We start from the raw sequence: 18,640 nt of genomic DNA on the forward strand, positions 1-18,640 counted from the left end.
GATGGAGCGAGGGAACCCGACGAAGTCGGGCCGGATGCAGGGGCGAGCCTTTTTGGTTTCTTTTGGGGCGACTGCCAAAAGAAACTCGCCGGGAGGCGAAACAGGGACTCGCAGCCCACTCGATAAGCAACTCGGCTCAGGACGTTCTAGCAACACTTAATGCAGACATAGCCATCAGGAACGACAAGCCCCGCGCGCTGGCGGGGCTTCGGTCGATCTGATGTCAGTATCCGCTGCTACCGCCCGAGGGCTCGCTTTGCTGCGAACCGCCGCCATCGCTGCCGCGGTTGTCACAAGAAGAGCCGCTGATCGCAATGATCAGGGCAAGCATGGCTAGAGGGATTAGGCGCTTGAGCATGCCGGTTCTCCTGTCCAGTGACCCCCAGATGGCATTGGGCGCTTCCGGAGCGGGAAAGTCCTTGAGCAGCAGACCAGCGGTACCAGTCTTCCGGACGTGGAATTGTGCCTGCGATGGACGGCACGTCACGGGCGCAGGTCGCACCCGATTTCAGGGGAATGCTCAGGAACGTGGGTCCGTTCAAGTTGTCTGAATATTCGACTGGCTGTATCGGCATTGGCTCGTCAGATTGCCACAACCTTCGGTTTGCGGCCGATCGAGGAGTACCCCAATGAAAGGAATGATTGCGTTGTTGCTGGGTGCGGTAATCGCTCTGACTGGCTGTAGCTTCAGTGCTCCGGGCGTACATGCCCGCATTGGCGACGCGGATGCCGTCCGGGTCGACCTGGGCGGCGGGCATTACCATGACGGCGGCGGATTCTGTCCGCCGGGGCATCGTATGAAGGGGGAATGCTGATGATTTCCCGCATTCTGGTCCTTGTGCTGGCCGGCCTGCTCCTCACGGGGTGCAGCCTTCGATTGCCGGGTGTCGCCATTGACATCGGCGATGTCGACGATGGGCCGCATCACTGCCCGCCGGGACAGGCGAAGAAGGGTAACTGCTGATCCAATGTCGGGCGCTTCCCACCCCATGGATCCATGGCGGACCCGCGCGGGCGGCGCTATAGTCCGCGACCTCTCCACTTCAACCCCGGCACCTCGCAATGGACGAAGATCTCGACCTCCACGAACCCGAGCATGACCACCTGCTCGACAACGACGACGATCTGGACGATGAATGCTTCGACGACGAGGAGGGCGACCTGCTGGATTCGCCCGAAGGGGCGTGCGATTACTGCGGGGAGCTCACTGACAGGACCGACAGACGGGGTCAATTCGTCTGCGGTGATTGCGCCGACCCGGACTGACCTCAGCTGAAGCGGTGCTCGTCCTGATCCAGCAGGGCAAGCGCCCATTCCTCCTGTCCCGGCTCCACCAGTTCGGCCACTCGCCAGGTCCTGACCCGGCCAACGTCGACATGGATGAAACCCTTGGACGGGTAGAAGCCCACGCCGCCGGCGCCGATGGCGCGAACCAGCTTGCCCAGCCGCTCGACGCTGACTCCGGGAATGCGGATATCCGCGGCCATCCCGCGGATGTGCAGCGATTGCCTGGCCGCGCCCTCGAGGCTGGCATTATGGCGCGGAGTGCGGTAGCCGCTGTTGATGAGGATGCGGGTGGGCAGTTTGTTGATGCGCAGCCAGGCCTGGATCAGGAAGAGCAGGTCCAGCAACTTGACGTTGATCTTTACCGTGGTCTTGTACTTTACGTCCCGCAGGATGCGGCAGCCTTGCCGGTAGCCCTTGAGGTCCCAGCCCTTGCCCTTGCGGAAGTAGCAGAAAGTGGCGATTTCCCCAGCCGCCGGGCGTTCCAGGCGCAGGTGACGGTCGCGGTTGAGCAGCCGGGCACGGAGGTTGCGCGGCCGCAAGGTCGCATCGATTCGGCTGGCCAGGGCATCGCCGGTGGCCAGGAGAGCTGCGAAGGCAACCAAGGCCTTGAGCACTTGGCGTCGGGAGATGCCTGGGGTGGAAGCAGCCATGGTCGACCGCTCTCGATGGGCCGGGTCCCAGAATATACACCCGGTAACGCGCCTTCTCGGAGTGGCAATGAAAAGCCCCGCTTCAGCGGGGCTTTCAAGGTTTAGCGGTGGCCTTTCCGGTGCCCGTCCCGATCATCTCGGTCATTCCGATCATCATGATCGCGGTGGTTGTCCCAATCTCCACCGTGGCGGTCGTGGTCGTCATCGAAGTGATGGATGATGCAGCCGCTGCTGCTGGCGAGTACGGCGGCCAGCAAGGCGATCTTGACGACTTGGGCAAGCATAGGCGGTACCTCTCGAGGCAAGGGGAGTGCGGTTCCCCATGTCCTTGAGACAGTAGCGGCACGGAAAGGGTCGGCCTGTCTTTCAGTCTTCCGCTCGCTCCAGGCGGCGGGCGATCTGATGCAGCAGGAGCAGGTCCTGCTCGTCCAGGCGCCCCTCACTGGCGGCCAGGGTGAGGCTGTCCAGCACCTGCCGCGAGCGCGGGCTGAGCTTGTCCTCGGGCGTGTACTGGCCTTCTTCGGATTCGGCGATCTGCATCGCGGGATTGAGCAGGTCGTTGAGCGTCACCCCTAACACCTTGGCGATTCGCCTCAGGTCGTCGAACGAGGGCTCCCGAAAGTCCTTCTCGTAGTTGCCGATGCGGGATTGGGATTCCCATCCGCACTTGGTGGCCAGGGCCTGCTGGGAGAGTCCATTCAATTTTCTGTAGTGCGCAATGCGCGATCCAAGCGTGTTCATGCCGCGAATCTTAATTACGGAATGAAACGTCTTGGTGTCACTTATCGTGATTGATAAATGCACTAACTGTGATTATGGTAGGTCGCATTCAAGGAATTGCAAAGAGCTGGATCGGACAAAGAGGAAAACCCGCATGGCCAGGACGGATCCGTCGCCAACTGGGTGCTGGAAGCGCAGGATGCGCTTCGATGCGCCCGACCCCGCATGTCGTGATGCGGTGTGGCGGCCCTGGCGCTTGGACTGCCATTGCTGCAGCCCTTGGGCAACCGGGCCGCCACGCTGACGTGATGGTCCTGTCCAAGGTTGGCCCCGCCATTGACGCTGATGGCCATGGTCCATTTGTAGAGGCGCAACATTTCGCTGCTGTCCAATAAGGCGACGGAAGGCCAATTGCTGAAATGGATAGCCACTATCGAGGCAACTGATTTCTGTTCGCCGGGGTACCCTCATAGTCTTGGCGCCATGCAAAGCGATGGAGGTGGTCATGTCCCACGTTGATGTCATGTCCCTGGTTGGTACCGCGGTTCCCGAGGCGCTCCGTTCCGATGGCCATATGGCCTGCTGGTTCGTCGTGGTGGACGGTGTGATGCGCTCCGGTCCCTTCGTCTCCCGCGAGGCGGCTGGCGCCAGCAAGGCGATCTGGCTGCTGGAAATGGCCCGTCGCCAGCGCGGTCCCGACACCCTGGTGGCCTGAGGCTTCCTTCCCCGCTCTTCCTTTTCTGCTCCATGCTCCCCTTGGCCCGCCTTCTTGGCGGGCATTTTGTTTCTGCGCCCGGCGTCTCCGGTAAACTGTGTTCTTTCCCCGGGAAGCCTGATCGTGAAGTGGGACATCTTCTGCAACGTCATCGATAACTTTGGCGATATAGGCGTCACCTGGCGCCTGGCTCGCCAATTGGTGGCCGAGCATGGGCAGGCGGTGCGTCTCTGGGTGGATGAACCCGCGGTGTTCGCGCCGCTGTGTCCGCAGGCCGATCCGGAGGCCGAATGCCAGTGGCAACTGGGTGTGGAAATCCGCCACTGGCGCCAGGACTGGCAGCCCGTCGAGGTCGCGGACGTGGTGATCGAAGCGTTCGCCTGCGAGCTGCCCGACCAGTACCTGGAAGCCATGGCTGCGAGGGCCGACAAGCCGCGCTGGCTGAACCTGGAATACCTCAGTGCCGAGGACTGGGTGGCCGGCTGCCACGGGCTGCCGTCCTTCCAGCCCAACGGCCTGCAGAAAGTGTTCTATTTCCCCGGCTTCGCCGAAGGCACCGGCGGTCTGTTGCGTGAATCCACGCTGGTGGAGCGGCGCCAGGCCTTTCAGGCAGACCCGCAGGCGCGCCGTTCTTTCCTCGAGGAACTGGGCGTGGAACTGGAGGAGGGCGCACTGCTGATCTCGCTCTTCGCCTACGAGAATGCCGCCCTGACCGCATGGCTGGATGCCCTGGCGGCCAGTCCGCAGCCGGTGCAATTGCTGGTGCCGGTCGGTCGCGTTCTGGGAGACCTGGCCCGTTGGCTGGGTGAGGAGAAGCTGACGGCGGGCTCCGACTTCCGCCGCGGCAGCCTGGCTATCCAGGTGCTGCCCTTTGTCAGCCAGGAGGACTACGATCGAGTTCTCTGGAGCTGCGACTTCAACGCCGTTCGCGGGGAGGATTCCTTCGTCCGCGCCCAGTGGGCCGGTCGGCCGCTGCTCTGGCACATCTACCAGCAGGAGGAGGGCGCCCACTGGGACAAGCTGGAGGCTTTCCTCGCCCTCTATTGCGGTGTGCTGTCGCCTGCCGCAGCAACCGCGCTGGCCGAAAGCTGGCGTGCCTGGAACCGTGGCGAAGGCATGGCCGAGGCCTGGTCCGCGCTGCTGGCGCAGTGGCCGGAGATCCGGCGCCACGCCGAGCGCTGGAGCCAGTTGCAGGCCGCACGTACCGACCTCGCGACGGGTCTGGTGCAGTTTTGTACAAATTCGCTATGATATGCGGCCTGTTTTTTGTCACTCATCCACATCGGATATTCGTATGAAAACCGCTCAAGAGTTCCGCGCCGGCCAAGTCGCCAACATCAATGGCGCTCCCTGGGTCATCCAAAAGGCCGAGTTCAACAAGTCCGGCCGTAACAGCGCAGTCGTCAAGATGAAGCTGAAGAACCTGCTGACCGGCGCCGGCACCGAGACCGTGTTCAAGGCCGACGACAAGCTGGAACCGATCATCCTCGAACGTAAGGAAGTGACCTACTCCTACTTCGCCGATCCGCTGTACGTGTTCATGGACACCGAGTTCAACCAGTACGAGATCGAAAAGGCCGACCTGGAAGGCGTGCTGACCTTCATCGAAGACGGCATGACCGACGTCTGCGAAGCCGTGTTCTACAACGACCGCGTGATCTCCGTCGAACTGCCGACCACCATCGTTCGCCAGATCGCTTATACCGAGCCGTCCGTCCGTGGCGACACCTCCGGCAAGGTGATGAAGACCGCCCGCCTGAACAACGGTGCCGAGCTGCAGGTTTCCGCCTTCTGCGAAATCGGTGACTCCATCGAGATCGACACCCGTACCGGCGAGTACAAGTCCCGCGTCAAGGCCTGAGCCTTCTAGCGAGACAAGAAAAAGCCCGGCTGATGCCGGGCTTTTTCGTTTCCGCAGCCCTTACTTCAGGTGCTCCTTCAACGCTTCGCCGGCCTGTTGCATCGCGGCGCGAGTGCCCGGGACCTTGGCCAGCACATTGAGCAGGCCGAAGTCGTGGATCATCCCGTTGTAACGCACTGAGGTGACCTCGACGCCGGCGGCATCCAGCTTGCGGGCGTAGGCTTCGCCTTCGTCACGCAGCACGTCGAACTCCGCGGTCTGCACCAGGGCCGGCGGCAGCCCTTTCAGTTGTTCCACCGAGGCCTGCAGCGGCGAGGCGTAGATCTCGGCGCGCTGGCGCGGGTCGGTGGTGTAGTTGTTCCAGAACCATTGCATCAGGCTCTTGCTGAGGAAGTGGCCGTCGGCGAACTGGTTGTAGGACGCGTTGTTGAAGTTGGCGTCGGTCACCGGCCATAGCAGGGCCTGGAAACGGATCTTCGGCGTGCCCTTGTCCTTGGCCATCAGGCTGACCACCGCGGCCATATTGCCGCCAACGCTATTGCCGGCCACTGCCAGGCGGCTGCCATCCACGCCGATCTCCTTGCCGTGCTCGGCCACCCACTGGGTCGCCGCATAGGCCTGGTTGATGGCGGTCGGGTACTTGGCCTCGGGAGAGGGCGTGTAGTTGACGTACACCGCCACGGCGCCGGAGTTCGCCACCAGGTCGCGGATCAGCCGCTCGTGGGTCGGATAGTCGCCCAGCACCCAGCCGCCACCGTGGAAGAACATGAAGACCGGCAGCGTGCCCTTGACCCCAGCGGGACGGACGATGGTCAGGTCGATCTGCTGGCCGCTCGCCTCGATGGTCTTCTGGCTGACATCGGCCTTCGGCAGTTCCAGCTTCACGCCGGCCTGGGCACCGGCCAGCACGGCACGGGCATCCTTGGGTGTCAGGGTTTCCAGAGGCTTGCCGCCACCCGCGGCGAGCGCTTCGAGGAAGGCCTGGGTGCTGTGCTCCACGCCTGGGCTGCCCGCGGCAAAGGCGTGGCTGACGGACAGGGCGAGCAGGCTGCCGGCGACGAAAGTGCTGATCGGTTTCATGGCGTCTTCCTCTATCTGGATTGATTTGATGTCTAAAAGTTAGCGCGCTAAGTAAGTGCGTGATGCGGAAGTTAATCGTGATTTATTTAGCGCGCAAGATATTTATTGGAAGACTTTGGAATAACGTCTGATTGACGCAGGAATAAGGCCGTCAGACGGCCTTTCCCAGGCTCCCGCGCAGCGACACCAGCTCGTCCTTGAGACTGTCCAGCTGCTCGATGGTGCGCTCGGTGGCGGCGAGGATGCAGGCGGGCACGGCCTTGGCCTTCTCGTGCAGGGCACGGCCCTGTTCGGTGAGCCGCAACTCCACCACGCGCTCGTCCTTGCTGCTGCGGGTGCGCGTGATAAACCCCTCGGCTTCGAGGCGCTTGAGCAGCGGTGTGAGGGAGCCGGGGTCGGTGAGCAGGCGGTTGCTGATTTCGCCCACGGTGATGCTGTCGCTTTCCCAGAGCACCATCATGGCGAGGTACTGCGGGTAGGTCAGGCCCAGCTCCTGGAGCAGCGGCTTGTAGACCTTGGTCATCAGCAGGGACGTGGAGTAGAGGGCGAAGCAGAGCTGGTTGTCGAGCAGCAGTTCCTTGCAGGGGGTGATGGACATGATTGGCCTCCTGGGCAGTGATGGCGACCAATTTAGCGCGCAAGCCTTTCGTGGGCAAAATTCTTTCTGTCCATCAGCTCGCTGGACGCCTTGCGTTGCCTTGGCCACGGGCCACAATTGCCCAGTCAATCACTGCAAGGAGTGCAACATGGACAACCTGGATAATCCCTATCAGGCCCCCCAGGCGGAACTCACGCTCAACAGTGCCGCCGAACCGCTGCTCGCCTCCCGTTGGACCCGTCTTGGCGCGGCGCTGATTGACGGCCTGATCATGAGCCTGGCGACCGTGCCGGTGGCCTATTTCTCCGGTGCCTTCGCCGCTGCCCAGCAGGGTATCGAGCCGAGCCTGGGCCAGCAGCTGCTGAGCCTGGTGGTAGGCGTGGCGGCCTTCCTCCTGGTCAACGGCCACTTCCTCAAGAACTACGGGCAGACCCTCGGCAAGCGGCTGCTGAAGATCGCCATAGTCGACCTGAACGGCAAGGTGCCCGAACTGGGCAACCTGCTGCTCAAGCGTTACCTGGTCTGGTGGCTGCTGGCCTATATCCCGGTGGTGGGGATGCTGGTGGTGCTGGTGGACTACCTGTTCATCTTCCGCGCCGACCGTCGTTGCCTGCACGACCAACTGGCGGGCACCCGCGTCGTGCAGCTGCCGGGCTGATCAGGCCCGGCCCAGGCCGCCCAGGGCGAGGTCCCAGGGCGGCACCGGGCCGAAGCGGTTCTTCAGGAACTCCAGCAGCAGCCGGCTGCGCGAGCTGGCTTCTCCTTCCAGGCGCAGGGCATAGATGCCGCTCGGCTCGGGCGGCGGCAGGCCGTCCTCGCAGAACAGCGGCACCAGTTCCCCGCGCACCAGGTACTCGCTGATCAGCCAGGTCGGCAGGTGGGCGATGCCGAGCCCCGCCATGGCGCTGAACAGCAGGGTCTCGGCATTGTTCGCGGTCATCCGCATGCGCCCCGGGCGGATCAGCTGCAACTTGCCGTCCACCTCGAAGCGCCAGGCATAGGGTGGCGCCAGGGCGTCCCAGTCCAGGCCGTCGTGTTCGGGCAGCTCGCGTACGTCGCGGGGAATGCCGCGGCGACGCAGGTATTCGGGGCTGGCGCAGAGCACCCGCACCAGGGACGACAGCGGCGTGGCCACCAGGCGGGTATCGGCCAGCGGGCCGATGCGCAGCACCAGGTCGACCTGGCCCAGGTTCTCGCCCTGCATGTCGACGAAGCTGTCGATCAGCCGCAGCTGCACGTCGAGGCCGGGGTAGGTCACCAGGAACTCGGCAATCGCCGGCGCCAGATGACGGCGGCCGAAGGGCGCCGGGGCGTCGATGCGGATCAGGCCTTCCGGGGCGCTGCTCAGGGACACCGCCTCGGCGCGGGCCAGGCGCAGTTCCGCCAGCACCCGTTTTGCCCGCTCGGCAAAGGCGAGGCCGGCGGGGGTCGCCTTCACCGCGTGGGTGCTGCGCACGAACAGGCTGCTGCCCAAGGCGCGCTCCAGGGCGTCGATGCGTCGGGCCACGGCCGAGGGGGTGAGGGGATGGCGGCGCGCGGCGGCGGAGAAGCTGCCGGCATCCAGGACGTCGAGGAAAAGGGCCAGTTGTTCGGTGAGGGCGTCGGGGTTCATCTGCGTTGCCTATGCGTAATTCGCAAAGCCATTGTGCGCCGCTGTGCGTTTCCGCGCCAACCACGCCGGCGTAGCATCCGCTCCATCTGATTGGAGGCGTTATGGACTTGCTGGCTCTGCTATTGAATCTGCTGCTTGGCGCACTGCTCGGCACCCTGGGCGGACTCTTCGGTATTGGTGGCGGCCTGATCGCCATCCCGGCGCTGGGGGTGCTCTTCGGTCTCGACCAGCAACTGGCCCAGGGCACGGCCCTGGTGATGGTGGTGCCCAATGTGCTGCTGGCGCTCTGGCGCTACCACCAGCGCAATCGCATCGATCCGCGCTATGCGACGCTGCTCGCGGCCACCAGCTTCGGCTTCGCCTGGCTGGCCTCGCTTTACGCGGTGAACGTGGACGCGACGAGCATGCGCCTGGCCTTCATCGGCTTTCTCCTGGCGCTGGCCGCCTACAACTTTGCGCGGATGTTCATGGCCAAGGTCGAGGCCAGCAGCGAGCTGCGCCAGCCCTGGCCCTGGCTGGGGGCGCTCGGTGGCGTGGCGGGGGCGGCGGGCGGCCTGTTCGGCGTCGGCGGAGCGGTGATTGCCACGCCGGTGCTGACCAGCGTATTCGGCACCACCCAGGTGATGGCCCAGGGCTTGTCCCTGGCGCTGGCGGCGCCGAGCACGGCGGTGACCCTGGCCACCTACGGCCTGCATGATCATGTGAGCTGGGCCATGGGCCTGCCCCTGGCGGCGGGTGGACTGCTCAGCATCAGCTGGGGCGTGCGTCTGGCCCACGCGCTGCCGGAACGGGTGCTGCGCTCGTTGTTCTGCGCCTTCCTGTTGGTCTGCGCCGTGCTGCTGGGGATCAAGTGAGGGATCGAGGCCCGGCCGTGATGGTGGAAATCCGCCACGCGGATTTCCACCCTACGAAGAACCTGCACTTGTAGGGTGGATCACGCTTCACCGATCCACCATCGATGCGTCAGGTGCGGAAGCCTTCGACTATGTGCTCGGCCAGGGTCTCGGTCACCGGTGACTGCGTGTGCTCGTTGCGTAGCAGCATGATGTTGCACAGCGGCAGCTGCGGCATGCCTTCGGCCTCGCCGAGGATGCGCATGTCGGGGGTTATGAGGCTCTGCAGCTGGGCGGTCACCGCGAGGCCGGCGCTGACCACCGCCATGAGCGCCGACAGGCTGGGGCTGGTGTAGGCAAGTCGGTATTCGCGGCCGATGGCATCCAGGGCGTTGCAGGCCCAGGCGCGGCAGAAGCATTCGCCGTTGAACATGGCCAGCGGCAGGGAAGTCTGCTCGTGGGGGCTGAAGCCAATGGCCTCGGCCCAGACGATGCGTTCCTGGCGTACCAACTGGCCAATGTCGTCGCCCGGCTTGCGGGTGACTATGGTGAGGTCAAGGTCCTGGCGCTGCAGAAGCTGAGCGCTGGAGTCGCAGTGCACTTCCACTTGCACCAGCGGAAAGGACTGGGCGAAGCGCGAGAGGATGCCTGGCAGGAAGCGCATCACGTAGTCGTCCGGCGTGCCGATGCGCACCGAACCCACCATGTGCGGCTGGCGCAGGGTGTTCATCACTTCGCCGTGCAGCTTGAGGATGCGGCGGGCATAGCCCAGCAGGATCTGCCCTTCGGCGGTGAGCCTGACCTGGCGGCCGTCGCGCTCGAACACCGCGCGCTGCAGCACGTCCTCCTCCAGCCGCTTCATCTGCATGCTGACCGCCGACTGGGTGCGGTTGACCACTTCCGCTGCGCGGGTGAAGCCGCCGTTGTCGGCGATGGCGACGAAGGTGCGCAGCAGTTCGGTATCGATGGCTGGGTAGCTCATTCATCAAATCCTGAGATGCAGTGCATAAGAAACATTCGTTGGATTGATCTTAGTCCTGGTCGGAAACTGGCGCCATCCCCACACGGAGGGCGATGTGATGAAAGGTCAACGTGGTTTTATCGGCACTTTGCACCAGGCTCATTTTCCTTCGCTGCCTCATCAGGAAAACTGGTTCGGCAGCCTGCTGCATCAGCTGAAGCGCTGGTATCAACTGGCCCATGAGCGTGACCAGCTGGCACGCATGAGCGATGAGTTGCTGAAGGACATAGGCTTGTCCCGTGCCGACGTGATGGAAGAAAGCGAGCGTCACTTCTGGCAAGACCCGCTAAAAAAATGAAGCAGCAGTGCGGCCCGCCACCGGTGAAGCGAAGGGCGGGCCGCCACCTTCGATGGATGGACCCACAGGAAACGAACCATGTCGAACACCCATGAACTGGCTCAACTGAATATCGCCTCGATGAAGGCGCCCCTGGATTCCCCGGGCATGGCCGACTTCGTCGCCAACCTGGCGCCGGTCAATGCCTTGGCCGACAGTGCGCCGGGCTTCGTCTGGCGCCTGCAGGACGAGGAGGGCGACGCCACCGCCATCCGCCCCTTCGGCCCCGAGGTGCTGGTCAACCTCTCGGTCTGGCGCGACGTGTCCAGCCTCAGCGATTTCGTCTACCACTCCGCCCATGTCGAGATGCTGCGCCGGCGCAAGGAGTGGTTCGAGCGCATGTCCGGCGTGCACCAGGTGCTTTGGTGGGTCCCCAAGGGACATCGGCCGGACGTCCAGGAAGCCGCGGCGCGCCTGGCCCGCTTGCACGAAGCGGGGCCCACGCCGGAGGCCTTCACCTTCCGCCAGACCTTCCTGGCGCCGGACCAGTCCGTGCCTTTCGCCCCCTTCGAGCTGGAGCGAGAAAGCCAGGCGGGCTGATGCTACTGTGAAGCGTCATCCCCTTGCTGGCATGGAGCCCATGACGCAGTCCCTTTCCCTATCCGAAGCCCGCCGCCTGGCCCTGTCTGCCCAGGGCTTCGCCCGTGCGCCGCGGGGCACCATCCGCCATCGGCAGTTGCTGGCGCAGCTGGAGGCGCTCGGCGTGGTGCAGATCGACTCGGTGAACGCCCTGGTGCGTTCCCACTACCTGCCGGCTTTCTCCCGTCTCGGCCACTACGACCGCGAACTGCTGGATGACCTGGCCTGGGGCAAGCCCCGACGCCGGGCATTGTTCGAGTACTGGGGCCATGAGGCTTCGCTGCTGCCGCTGGAGCTCTATCCGCTGCTGCGCTGGCGCATGCGCCGGGCCGCCAATGGCCAGGGGATCTATCAGCAACTGGCGCGTTTCGGCTTCGAGCAGCGCGAGGTGATCCAGCGGGTGCTGGAGTCGGTTCGCGAGCAGGGTGCCCTCGGCGCGGGCGCGCTGAGTAGCCGAGCCGAGCGGGCCGGGCCCTGGTGGGACTGGAGCGCGGAAAAGCACGCCCTGGAATGGCTGTTCGCCGCCGGTGAGGTGACGGTGGCCGGGCGTCGGGGTTTCGAGCGTCTGTACGACCTGCCGGAGCGAGTCATCCCTGCCGACCTGCTGAACCAGCCCGAACTGCCCGAGGCCGATGCCCAGCGCCAATTGCTGTTGCGTGCCGCCGTCGCCCTGGGCGTGGCCACCGAGCGCGACCTGCGTGACTACTACCGGCTGGAAACCACCGACAGCCAGGCGCGCCTGGCCGAACTGGTGGAGGCGGGCGCCCTGCAGCAGGTGCAGGTGGACGGCTGGAAGCAGCCCGCCTACTGCCTGGGCGATCCCAGCGTACCGCGCAAGATCAAGGCGAGCGCCTTGCTCTCGCCTTTCGATTCGCTGATCTGGGAACGGGCGCGCACCGAGCGCCTGTTCGACTTCCACTACCGCCTGGAAATCTATACGCCCCAGCACAAGCGCCAGTACGGCTACTACGTGCTGCCATTCCTCCACGACGAGCGCCTGGCGGCACGGGTCGACCTGCGCGCAGAACGGGCCCAGGACCGCCTGGCGGTGCATGCCCTGCACGAGGAAGAGCACGGCCTGGGCGAAGCCGGCATGCAGGCGCTGGCGGACAACCTGCGCAGCATGGCGGGCTGGCTGGGCCTTGGGGAGGTGGCGGTGACCTGCCGCCGGCCGGGGACGGTGCGCTTGCAGGCGTGTCTGACCTGAGATGCGTCGTAGGTTGTGGCTGAGCTAAGCGAAGCCCAGCAATTGTCTCCGAGCTGGGAGCCAATCCATTGCAGGACTGGGTCCTGCTCAGCGAATGAATTCGCCCCCACAGGAGTAAACCGAGGGTGGGCCGGGCGTCGTAGGTTAGGCCGAGTTCCGCGAGGCCCAACGTGCGATGCCGATGCATGGCTTCGTTGGGCTTCGCAGGCTCAGCGCCAACCTACGGCAGGACTGCGTCCTGCAATCTCGAATGATTTCGCTCCTGCAGGGTATTCGCCGAGGGCAGATCAGCGACGGATCTGCTTCAAGGTCTCGGCAATCAGGAACGCCAGTTCCAGGGACTGGTCGGCATTCAGGCGCGGGTCGCAGTGGGTGTGGTAGCGATCGGAGAGAGCATCTTCGGTAATGGGGCGGGCGCCGCCGATGCATTCGGTGACGTTCTGCCCGGTCATCTCGATATGGATGCCGCCGGCGTGGCTGCCTTCGGCCTGGTGCACATCGAAGAACTGCTTCACTTCGCCGAGGATGCTGGCGAAGTCGCGGGTCTTGTAGCCGCTGGAAGCCTTGATGGTGTTGCCGTGCATGGGGTCGGAACTCCACAGCACTTTGCGGCCTTCACCTTGCACGGTGCGGATCAGGCGCGGCAGATGCTCGCCGACCTTCTCGGCGCCCATGCGCACGATCAGGTTCAAGCGACCGGGGTCGTTGTCCGGGTTGAGGACGTCGATCAGGCGGATCAGCTCTTCGCTGTCCATGCTCGGCCCCACCTTGACGCCGATCGGGTTGCCGACACCGCGCAGGAACTCCACATGGGCGCCGTCCAGCTGGCGGGTGCGGTCGCCGATCCAGAGCATGTGGGCGGAGCAGTCGTACCAGCCGCCGGTGAGGCTGTCGCGGCGCACGAAGGCTTCTTCGTAGTTCAGCAGCAGGGCCTCATGGGCGGTGAAGAAGCTGGCTTCGCGCAATTGCGGCGCGCTGTCCAGGCCGCAGGCCCGCATGAAGGCCAGGGCTTCGTCGATGCGTCCGGCGAGCTGGCTGTACTTCTCGGTCAGGGCCGAGTTGGCGATGAAGTCGAGGTTCCACTGATGCACCTGGTGCACATCGGCGAATCCGCCCTGGGCAAAGGCGCGCAGCAGGTTAAGGGTGGCGGTGGCCTGGTGGTAGGCCTGCAGCAGGCGCTCCGGGTCGGGCACGCGGCTGGCGGCGTCGAAGCCGATGCCATTGACGATGTCACCACGGTAGGCGGGCAGGGTGACGTCGCCCTGGGTCTCGCTGCCGGAGGAGCGCGGTTTGGCGAACTGGCCGGCCATGCGGCCGACCTTCACCACCGGGCAGCCGGCGGCGAAGGTCATGACGATGGCCATCTGCAGCAGCACCTTGAAGGTGTCGCGGATCTTCGCGGCGGAGAATTCGACGAAGCTTTCCGCGCAATCACCACCCTGGAGCAGGAAGGCGCGGCCCTCGGTGACCTCGGCGAACTGGCGGCGCAACTCGCGCGCCTCGCCGGCGAACACCAGCGGCGGGTAGCTCGCCAGGGTCTGCTCGACATGCGCCAGTTTGGCGGCGTCCGGGTACTCGGGCTGTTGCTGGATGGGTTTGTCCCTCCAGCTTTCTGGGCTCCATTCTGGGCTGCTCATCAGGGTCTCGATACGGCTGCTTGCGGTAGATATGCCATGGTAACCGAAAGGCCCGGAGGCGGCGCTAGGCGGAGAAGGTGCGACCGTAGACACCGGCGTCGCTGATGGCGTACCTGACGGGTTGCGCCCCCGCGCTGTTATCCTTGTGCGGTTTTCGCCAGGCGGCGAAGACTTGAGATCATGCCGGGAGCACGGGCCCCGGCTTCAATGGCAATTGGCGCCGCTGTGGCGCCGGGCTGATGCGCAGCATTACGCATCGGCATCGAATGGGTGGAGACGTGATGTCCGAGGAGCGCCTGCTCGCGGAAGTGCATGATGATTTCGGCGTGATCCGGGTCTACGAGGTCGGCCCCTACCGCATCCTCGAGTTCGGCGAGGCGGTGGAGCAGAGCTGCGTGTTCAGCGCCGATCCCGCCTGGCTGGAGTACGACTACACCCGCGCCATGCTGCTGGGTGCGCTCTGCCACGAGGCGCCGGAGAACGCGCTGTTCCTGGGACTTGGCGCCGGCACCCTGACCCAGGCCTGCCTGAAGTTCCTGCCGCTGGAAGATGTCGAGGTGATCGAGCTGCGCCCGGACGTGCCGCGCCTGGCCATGGAATACCTTGGCCTCAGCGACGACCCGCGCCTCTACGTGCGCATCGGGGATGCCGTGGAGCTGCTGGACAGTGCCGAGCCGGCGGACCTGATTTTCGTCGACCTCTATACCGACCACGGGCCGGGCGTCGGCCACCTGGCCTGGAATTTCCTCGGCGCCTGTCAGAAGCGCCTCAGCCCCGGCGGCTGGCTGGTGATCAACCAGTGGGCGACGGACGACGGAAAACCGCTGGGCGCTGCGCTGTTGCGCGGGCTCTTCCACCGGCACTACTGGGAATGTCCGGTGAAGGAGGGCAACGTCATCCTCTTCGTGCCCGCCAACCTCGACCAGCAACTGGATCGGGAGGCGCTGAAGGCCAAGGCTGATGCCCTGGCGCCAAGCCTGGGTTATTCGCTGCAGTCGCTGCTGGATGTGGTGCGGGAGGCGAGTTAGACCGTCGGTACGAAAGTGGGAGGAACATGCCTTGTGGGGGCGAATTCATTCGCTGAGGGCTGCAGGGCAGCCCCTTCGACCTTGAGGAGCAGACCTGCGGTCTGCATAGCGAATGAATTCGCCCCCACAGGAGAAGGGCGGTTATCTGCCCTTGAAATGTCCCTCCCGCCTTTCCTGCATTGCCCGCAACCCTTCCGCCGCGTCCTCCGTGCCCAGCAGTCGTTGGGCTACCGGTTGTAGGGCCGCCGCTGCAACCCTTTCCCCCTGATCCAGCGTCTGGCGGGCCGACGCCAGGGTGGCCTTCACGCCCAGCGGCGCCTGGGCCGCCACTCGTTCGGCCAGCCATATGGCGCGTGGCATCAGGTCTTCGCTGGCCAGCACTTCCTGGACCAAGCCCAGCCGGTAGGCCTCATGGGCGTCGAATTCATCCCCGGTGAGCAGCCAGCGCATGGCGTTGCCCCAGCCCGCCACCTGGTGCAGTCGCAGCGTGGCCCCGGCGAAGGGGAAGATGCCGCGTTGTATTTCCATCTGGGCGAAGCGGGTATTGCTGGCGCAGAGGTTGATGTCCGCCGCCAGCATCAGCTCGATGCCAATGGTGTAGCAGTAGCCGTGCACTGCGACTATCAGCGGCTTGGTCAGACGGTTGCCGCCGAAAGTGCCCCAGGGGTCGATGGCGCCTGATGGCAACTTCCAGCCTTGCTTGAAGGTGTCGCCAACGCTGGCCAGGTCCAGCCCCGCGGTGAAATGCTCGCCATGGGCGAAGACCAGCGCGCAGCGAACGTTGTCGTCCCGTTCGTACTCACCGAGGGCCAGCACCAGGTCGTCCAGCATGGCCTGGTCGAAAGCGTTGCGCTTGGGTGTACGGTCAAGGCCGATCAGCATGATATGGCCGCGTTTTTCGCGGCTGACGCAGCCTGTGGAGCTGAGGGACATAGGGGCTTTCCTCGTGGGAATGGCGAGTGGGCAGGTGGGATATAGACCCGCGCCGGGGCCTTGTCCATTACCGGACACCGTCCGGCAGAGTCGAACAGTGGCTACGGAAAAACCTGCACGCCGGGAAGAATTTTCCTGTATTATGCGCGCCGGCCAATCTTCGGCCCCGTTCAAGTACTGCGTTTATCCCGAGGCACTTTGCCTTCGGCTGCAAGTCCGCCGTGCGGACTACCCTTGACGATTCATCCATTCCAAAAAAGCGTTCTCGCAAATTCTCTACCAGGCTGCCAGGGTGACCCAAAAGGTCCTTCACGGCATGTGCAGCCATGGAACAAGGGTCTTTGCGGATGCACATTGAGGCAGACCCATGACCCAGGAACTCGGCACCTTCGCCGCGCTCGGCCTTCATCCCAATATTCTGGCCGCCATTACGGCGGTCGGCTATGAAGAGCCGTCCCCCATCCAGGCCCAATCGATTCCGGTGATCCTCGCCGGCCACGACATGATTGGCCAGGCCCAGACCGGCACCGGCAAGACTGCAGCCTTCGCGCTGCCGATCCTGTCGCGCATCGATCCGGCCAAACGAGAGCCGCAGGCGCTGATCCTGGCACCGACCCGCGAGCTCGCACTGCAAGTCGCCACCGCCTTCGAAACCTACGCCAAGCAGATGCCCGGCCTGAACGTGGTCGCCGTCTACGGCGGCGCGCCCATGGGTCCGCAGCTCAAGGCCCTGCGCCAGGGCGCCCAGGTCATCGTGGCCACCCCCGGCCGTCTCTGCGACCACCTGCGTCGTGACGACAAGGTCCTCGCCACCGTGCAGCAACTGGTGCTGGACGAGGCGGACGAGATGCTCAAGCTCGGCTTCATGGACGACCTCGAAGTGATCTTCGAAGCCCTTCCGGAGAGCCGTCAGAGCGTGCTGTTCTCCGCTACCCTGCCGCCGTCGATCCGTTCGATCGCCGAGCGCCACCTGCGGAACCCGCAGCACGTCAAGATCGCTGCCAAGACCCAGACCGTCGCGCGCATCGAGCAGGCCCACCTGATGGTCCACGCCGACCAGAAGACCGGTGCCGTGCTGCGCCTGCTGGAAGTCGAGGAATTCGACGCGCTGATCGCCTTCGTGCGCACCAAGCAGGCCACCCTGGACCTGGCCAGCGCCCTGGAAGCCAAGGGCTACAAGGCCGCTGCGCTGAACGGTGACATCGCCCAGAACCAGCGCGAGCGAGTGATCGAGTCGCTGAAGGACGGCCGCCTGGACATCGTGGTCGCCACCGACGTCGCCGCTCGTGGTATCGACGTACCGCGCATCACCCACGTGTTCAACGTGGATATGCCGTACGACCCGGAATCCTACGTGCACCGCATCGGCCGTACCGGCCGTGCCGGCCGCGACGGCCGCGCCCTGCTGCTGGTGACTCCGCGCGAGCGCCGCATGCTGCAGGTGATCGAGCGCGTTACCGGCCAGAAAGTGGCTGAGGTGCGTCTGCCCAATGCCCAGCAGGTGCTGGACGCGCGCATCAAGAAGCTCACCGCCAGCCTCACCCCGCTGGTGGCCGACGCTGAAGCCAGCCACGGCGAACTGCTTGACCGCCTGATCGCCGATATCGGTTGCAGCCCGCGTGCCCTGGCCGCAGCGCTGCTGCGCAAGGCCACCAATGCCCAGGCACTGAACCTTGCTGACGTCGAGCGCGAGCAGCCTCTGGTGCCGAGCGCCCAGCCCCGCGAGCGCCGCGAGCGTGAAGGTGGCGAGCGTGGTGAATACCGTGAGCGTCGTGCACCGATGCCGCTGGCCGAAGGCCGCGTGCGTTGCCGTACTGCCCTGGGGACCCGCGACGGCATCGCCGCGAAGAACCTGCTGGGCGCCATCCTCAATGAGGGCGGTATCGCTCGCGAGGCCATCGGGCGCATCCAGATCCGCGAAACCTTCAGCCTGGTCGAGCTGCCGGAAGAAGGCCTCGACCGCCTGCTGGGCAAGCTTAAGGACACTCGCGTCGCCGGCAAGCAGCTGAAGCTGCGCCGTTACCGCGAGGACTAAGCATTCCGGTATGAAAGAGCCCCGCAATGCGGGGCTTTTTCATGGTCGTCTGTAAAGGGCTGCTGAGATGCACTGCAGGGGCGAATTCATTGGCTATGTCTGCATTAAGTGTTGCTAGAGCGTCCTGAGCCAAACTGCCTATCGAGTAGGCTGCGAGTCCCTGTTTCGCCTCCCGGCGAGTCACTTCTTTCAAACGCCAAAGAAGTAACCAAGAACGCTCGCCCCTGCATCCGGCCCGACTGCGTCGGGTTCCCTCGCTCCATCATTGCTCCGGGGGCCGGCGTGAGGGACCATCCATGGCCCCGCACGCCTTTCGCGGCATCCATGCCGCTCATCCCCCTGCGCAACGCTTCACTCGGCCTCCTGACGGGGCAGAGTCGCCGCCCCACCTCTTCTGCATAGCTTCAGGCAATGACCAGGCGTCAGGATTGCTGCGCCCTGTCCGGCGCGAGTCACCCCTCTACCTCTGGGGCGAAGAGGCACGCTTTCGGAAGCAACGCTTCCGGT

General features: G+C 64.7%; 21 protein-coding genes and 1 pseudogene. 12 read left to right on the top strand and 10 right to left on the bottom strand.

From position 1 onward, the window contains the following. Positions 1-223: 223 nt before the first annotated feature. Positions 224-358, bottom strand: coding sequence for a hypothetical protein (locus tag E8F11_RS04650; protein ID WP_280287642.1), 135 nt, complete (start codon positions 356-358; stop codon positions 224-226). Between the two features lie 456 nt (positions 359-814). On the opposite strand from E8F11_RS04650, the gene E8F11_RS04655 reads away from it, so the two are divergent. Together E8F11_RS04655 and E8F11_RS04660 are read left to right on the top strand one after the other, a co-directional pair. Further along, a complete protein-coding gene (locus E8F11_RS04655) occupies positions 815-964 on the top strand; it encodes a hypothetical protein (protein WP_280287663.1) in 150 nt (49 codons plus the stop codon). 98 nt (positions 965-1,062) lie between these two features. After that, on the top strand, positions 1,063-1,266 hold the full coding sequence (locus E8F11_RS04660) for a hypothetical protein (RefSeq protein WP_280287643.1): 204 nt from the start codon (positions 1,063-1,065) through the stop codon (positions 1,264-1,266). Positions 1,267-1,268: 2 nt separating this feature from the next. Here E8F11_RS04660 and E8F11_RS04665 read toward each other — a convergent pair whose 3' ends face one another. The 3 genes from E8F11_RS04665 to E8F11_RS04675 form a co-directional block, all read right to left on the bottom strand. Next, the gene (locus E8F11_RS04665) at positions 1,269-1,937 is read right to left on the bottom strand and encodes a DUF882 domain-containing protein (protein ID WP_280287644.1); all 669 of its coding nucleotides are present in this window, start codon (positions 1,935-1,937) and stop codon (positions 1,269-1,271) included. A gap of 101 nt (positions 1,938-2,038) precedes the next feature. Then, positions 2,039-2,221: a hypothetical protein gene (locus tag E8F11_RS04670; protein WP_280287646.1), complete on the bottom strand. Its 183-nt coding sequence runs from the start codon at positions 2,219-2,221 to the stop codon at positions 2,039-2,041. A gap of 82 nt (positions 2,222-2,303) precedes the next feature. Next, a complete protein-coding gene (locus E8F11_RS04675; protein ID WP_280287647.1) occupies positions 2,304-2,678 on the bottom strand; it encodes a helix-turn-helix transcriptional regulator in 375 nt (124 codons plus the stop codon). A 484-nt stretch (positions 2,679-3,162) separates the two neighbouring features. Here E8F11_RS04675 and E8F11_RS04680 point away from each other — a divergent pair, with 484 nt between their 5' ends. The 3 genes from E8F11_RS04680 (at position 3,163) to efp (ending at position 5,233) form a co-directional block, all read left to right on the top strand. Continuing rightward, complete coding sequence (locus E8F11_RS04680) at positions 3,163-3,372, top strand: hypothetical protein (protein ID WP_280287648.1); 210 nt, start codon at positions 3,163-3,165, stop codon at positions 3,370-3,372. A 117-nt stretch (positions 3,373-3,489) separates the two neighbouring features. Next, complete coding sequence (gene earP, locus E8F11_RS04685; RefSeq protein WP_280287664.1) at positions 3,490-4,623, top strand: elongation factor P maturation arginine rhamnosyltransferase EarP; 1,134 nt, start codon at positions 3,490-3,492, stop codon at positions 4,621-4,623. A gap of 43 nt (positions 4,624-4,666) precedes the next feature. After that, entirely contained in the window at positions 4,667-5,233 is a 567-nt protein-coding gene (gene efp, locus E8F11_RS04690) for an elongation factor P (protein ID WP_077523113.1), read from the top strand. 60 nt (positions 5,234-5,293) lie between these two features. On the opposite strand, the gene E8F11_RS04695 is transcribed toward efp, so the two are convergent. Both E8F11_RS04695 and E8F11_RS04700 read right to left on the bottom strand, forming a co-directional pair. Next, positions 5,294-6,313 carry an alpha/beta hydrolase gene (locus E8F11_RS04695; RefSeq protein ID WP_280287649.1) on the bottom strand — a complete coding sequence of 340 codons (1,020 nt, stop codon included), beginning with the start codon at positions 6,311-6,313 and terminating at the stop codon, positions 5,294-5,296. A gap of 151 nt (positions 6,314-6,464) precedes the next feature. Beyond that, complete coding sequence (locus tag E8F11_RS04700) at positions 6,465-6,911, bottom strand: MarR family transcriptional regulator (protein WP_280287650.1); 447 nt, start codon at positions 6,909-6,911, stop codon at positions 6,465-6,467. A 148-nt stretch (positions 6,912-7,059) separates the two neighbouring features. Between E8F11_RS04700 and E8F11_RS04705 the strand changes: the two genes are divergently transcribed. After that, on the top strand, positions 7,060-7,569 hold the full coding sequence (locus E8F11_RS04705; protein ID WP_280287651.1) for an RDD family protein: 510 nt from the start codon (positions 7,060-7,062) through the stop codon (positions 7,567-7,569). Here the strand turns inward: E8F11_RS04705 and E8F11_RS04710 are convergent, their stop codons facing one another. Then, entirely contained in the window at positions 7,570-8,523 is a 954-nt protein-coding gene (locus E8F11_RS04710; protein WP_280287653.1) for a LysR family transcriptional regulator, read from the bottom strand. Positions 8,524-8,624: 101 nt separating this feature from the next. Between E8F11_RS04710 and E8F11_RS04715 the strand changes: the two genes are divergently transcribed. Then, positions 8,625-9,377 carry a sulfite exporter TauE/SafE family protein gene (locus tag E8F11_RS04715; RefSeq protein WP_280287654.1) on the top strand — a complete coding sequence of 251 codons (753 nt, stop codon included), beginning with the start codon at positions 8,625-8,627 and terminating at the stop codon, positions 9,375-9,377. A gap of 109 nt (positions 9,378-9,486) precedes the next feature. Here the strand turns inward: E8F11_RS04715 and E8F11_RS04720 are convergent, their stop codons facing one another. Continuing rightward, complete coding sequence (locus E8F11_RS04720; RefSeq protein WP_280287655.1) at positions 9,487-10,338, bottom strand: LysR family transcriptional regulator; 852 nt, start codon at positions 10,336-10,338, stop codon at positions 9,487-9,489. A 97-nt stretch (positions 10,339-10,435) separates the two neighbouring features. Here E8F11_RS04720 and E8F11_RS04725 point away from each other — a divergent pair, with 97 nt between their 5' ends. The 3 genes from E8F11_RS04725 (at position 10,436) to E8F11_RS04735 (ending at position 12,500) form a co-directional block, all read left to right on the top strand. Further along, the gene (locus tag E8F11_RS04725) at positions 10,436-10,675 is read left to right on the top strand and encodes a DUF1127 domain-containing protein (RefSeq protein WP_280287656.1); all 240 of its coding nucleotides are present in this window, start codon (positions 10,436-10,438) and stop codon (positions 10,673-10,675) included. A gap of 78 nt (positions 10,676-10,753) precedes the next feature. After that, complete coding sequence (locus tag E8F11_RS04730; protein ID WP_280287657.1) at positions 10,754-11,254, top strand: DUF3291 domain-containing protein; 501 nt, start codon at positions 10,754-10,756, stop codon at positions 11,252-11,254. Between the two features lie 40 nt (positions 11,255-11,294). Further along, on the top strand, positions 11,295-12,500 hold the full coding sequence (locus tag E8F11_RS04735; protein WP_280287658.1) for a winged helix-turn-helix domain-containing protein: 1,206 nt from the start codon (positions 11,295-11,297) through the stop codon (positions 12,498-12,500). A 287-nt stretch (positions 12,501-12,787) separates the two neighbouring features. On the opposite strand, the gene E8F11_RS04740 is transcribed toward E8F11_RS04735, so the two are convergent. Then, positions 12,788-14,137, bottom strand: a complete 1,350-nt coding sequence (locus E8F11_RS04740; RefSeq protein ID WP_280287659.1) for a 3-deoxy-7-phosphoheptulonate synthase class II — start codon at positions 14,135-14,137, stop codon at positions 12,788-12,790. A gap of 281 nt (positions 14,138-14,418) precedes the next feature. Between E8F11_RS04740 and E8F11_RS04745 the strand changes: the two genes are divergently transcribed. Continuing rightward, on the top strand, positions 14,419-15,165 hold the full coding sequence (locus tag E8F11_RS04745) for a spermidine synthase (RefSeq protein WP_280287660.1): 747 nt from the start codon (positions 14,419-14,421) through the stop codon (positions 15,163-15,165). Between the two features lie 141 nt (positions 15,166-15,306). Here the strand turns inward: E8F11_RS04745 and E8F11_RS04750 are convergent, their stop codons facing one another. After that, entirely contained in the window at positions 15,307-16,098 is a 792-nt protein-coding gene (locus E8F11_RS04750; RefSeq protein WP_280287662.1) for a crotonase/enoyl-CoA hydratase family protein, read from the bottom strand. Between the two features lie 318 nt (positions 16,099-16,416). Here E8F11_RS04750 and E8F11_RS04755 point away from each other — a divergent pair. Further along, a pseudogene (locus E8F11_RS04755) lies at positions 16,417-18,133 on the top strand (DEAD/DEAH box helicase). The last annotated feature ends 507 nt before the right edge of the window (positions 18,134-18,640 follow it).

Origin of the sequence: Pseudomonas sp. BN417, assembly GCF_029871205.1 — a bacterium.
GTDB lineage: Bacteria > Pseudomonadota > Gammaproteobacteria > Pseudomonadales > Pseudomonadaceae > Metapseudomonas.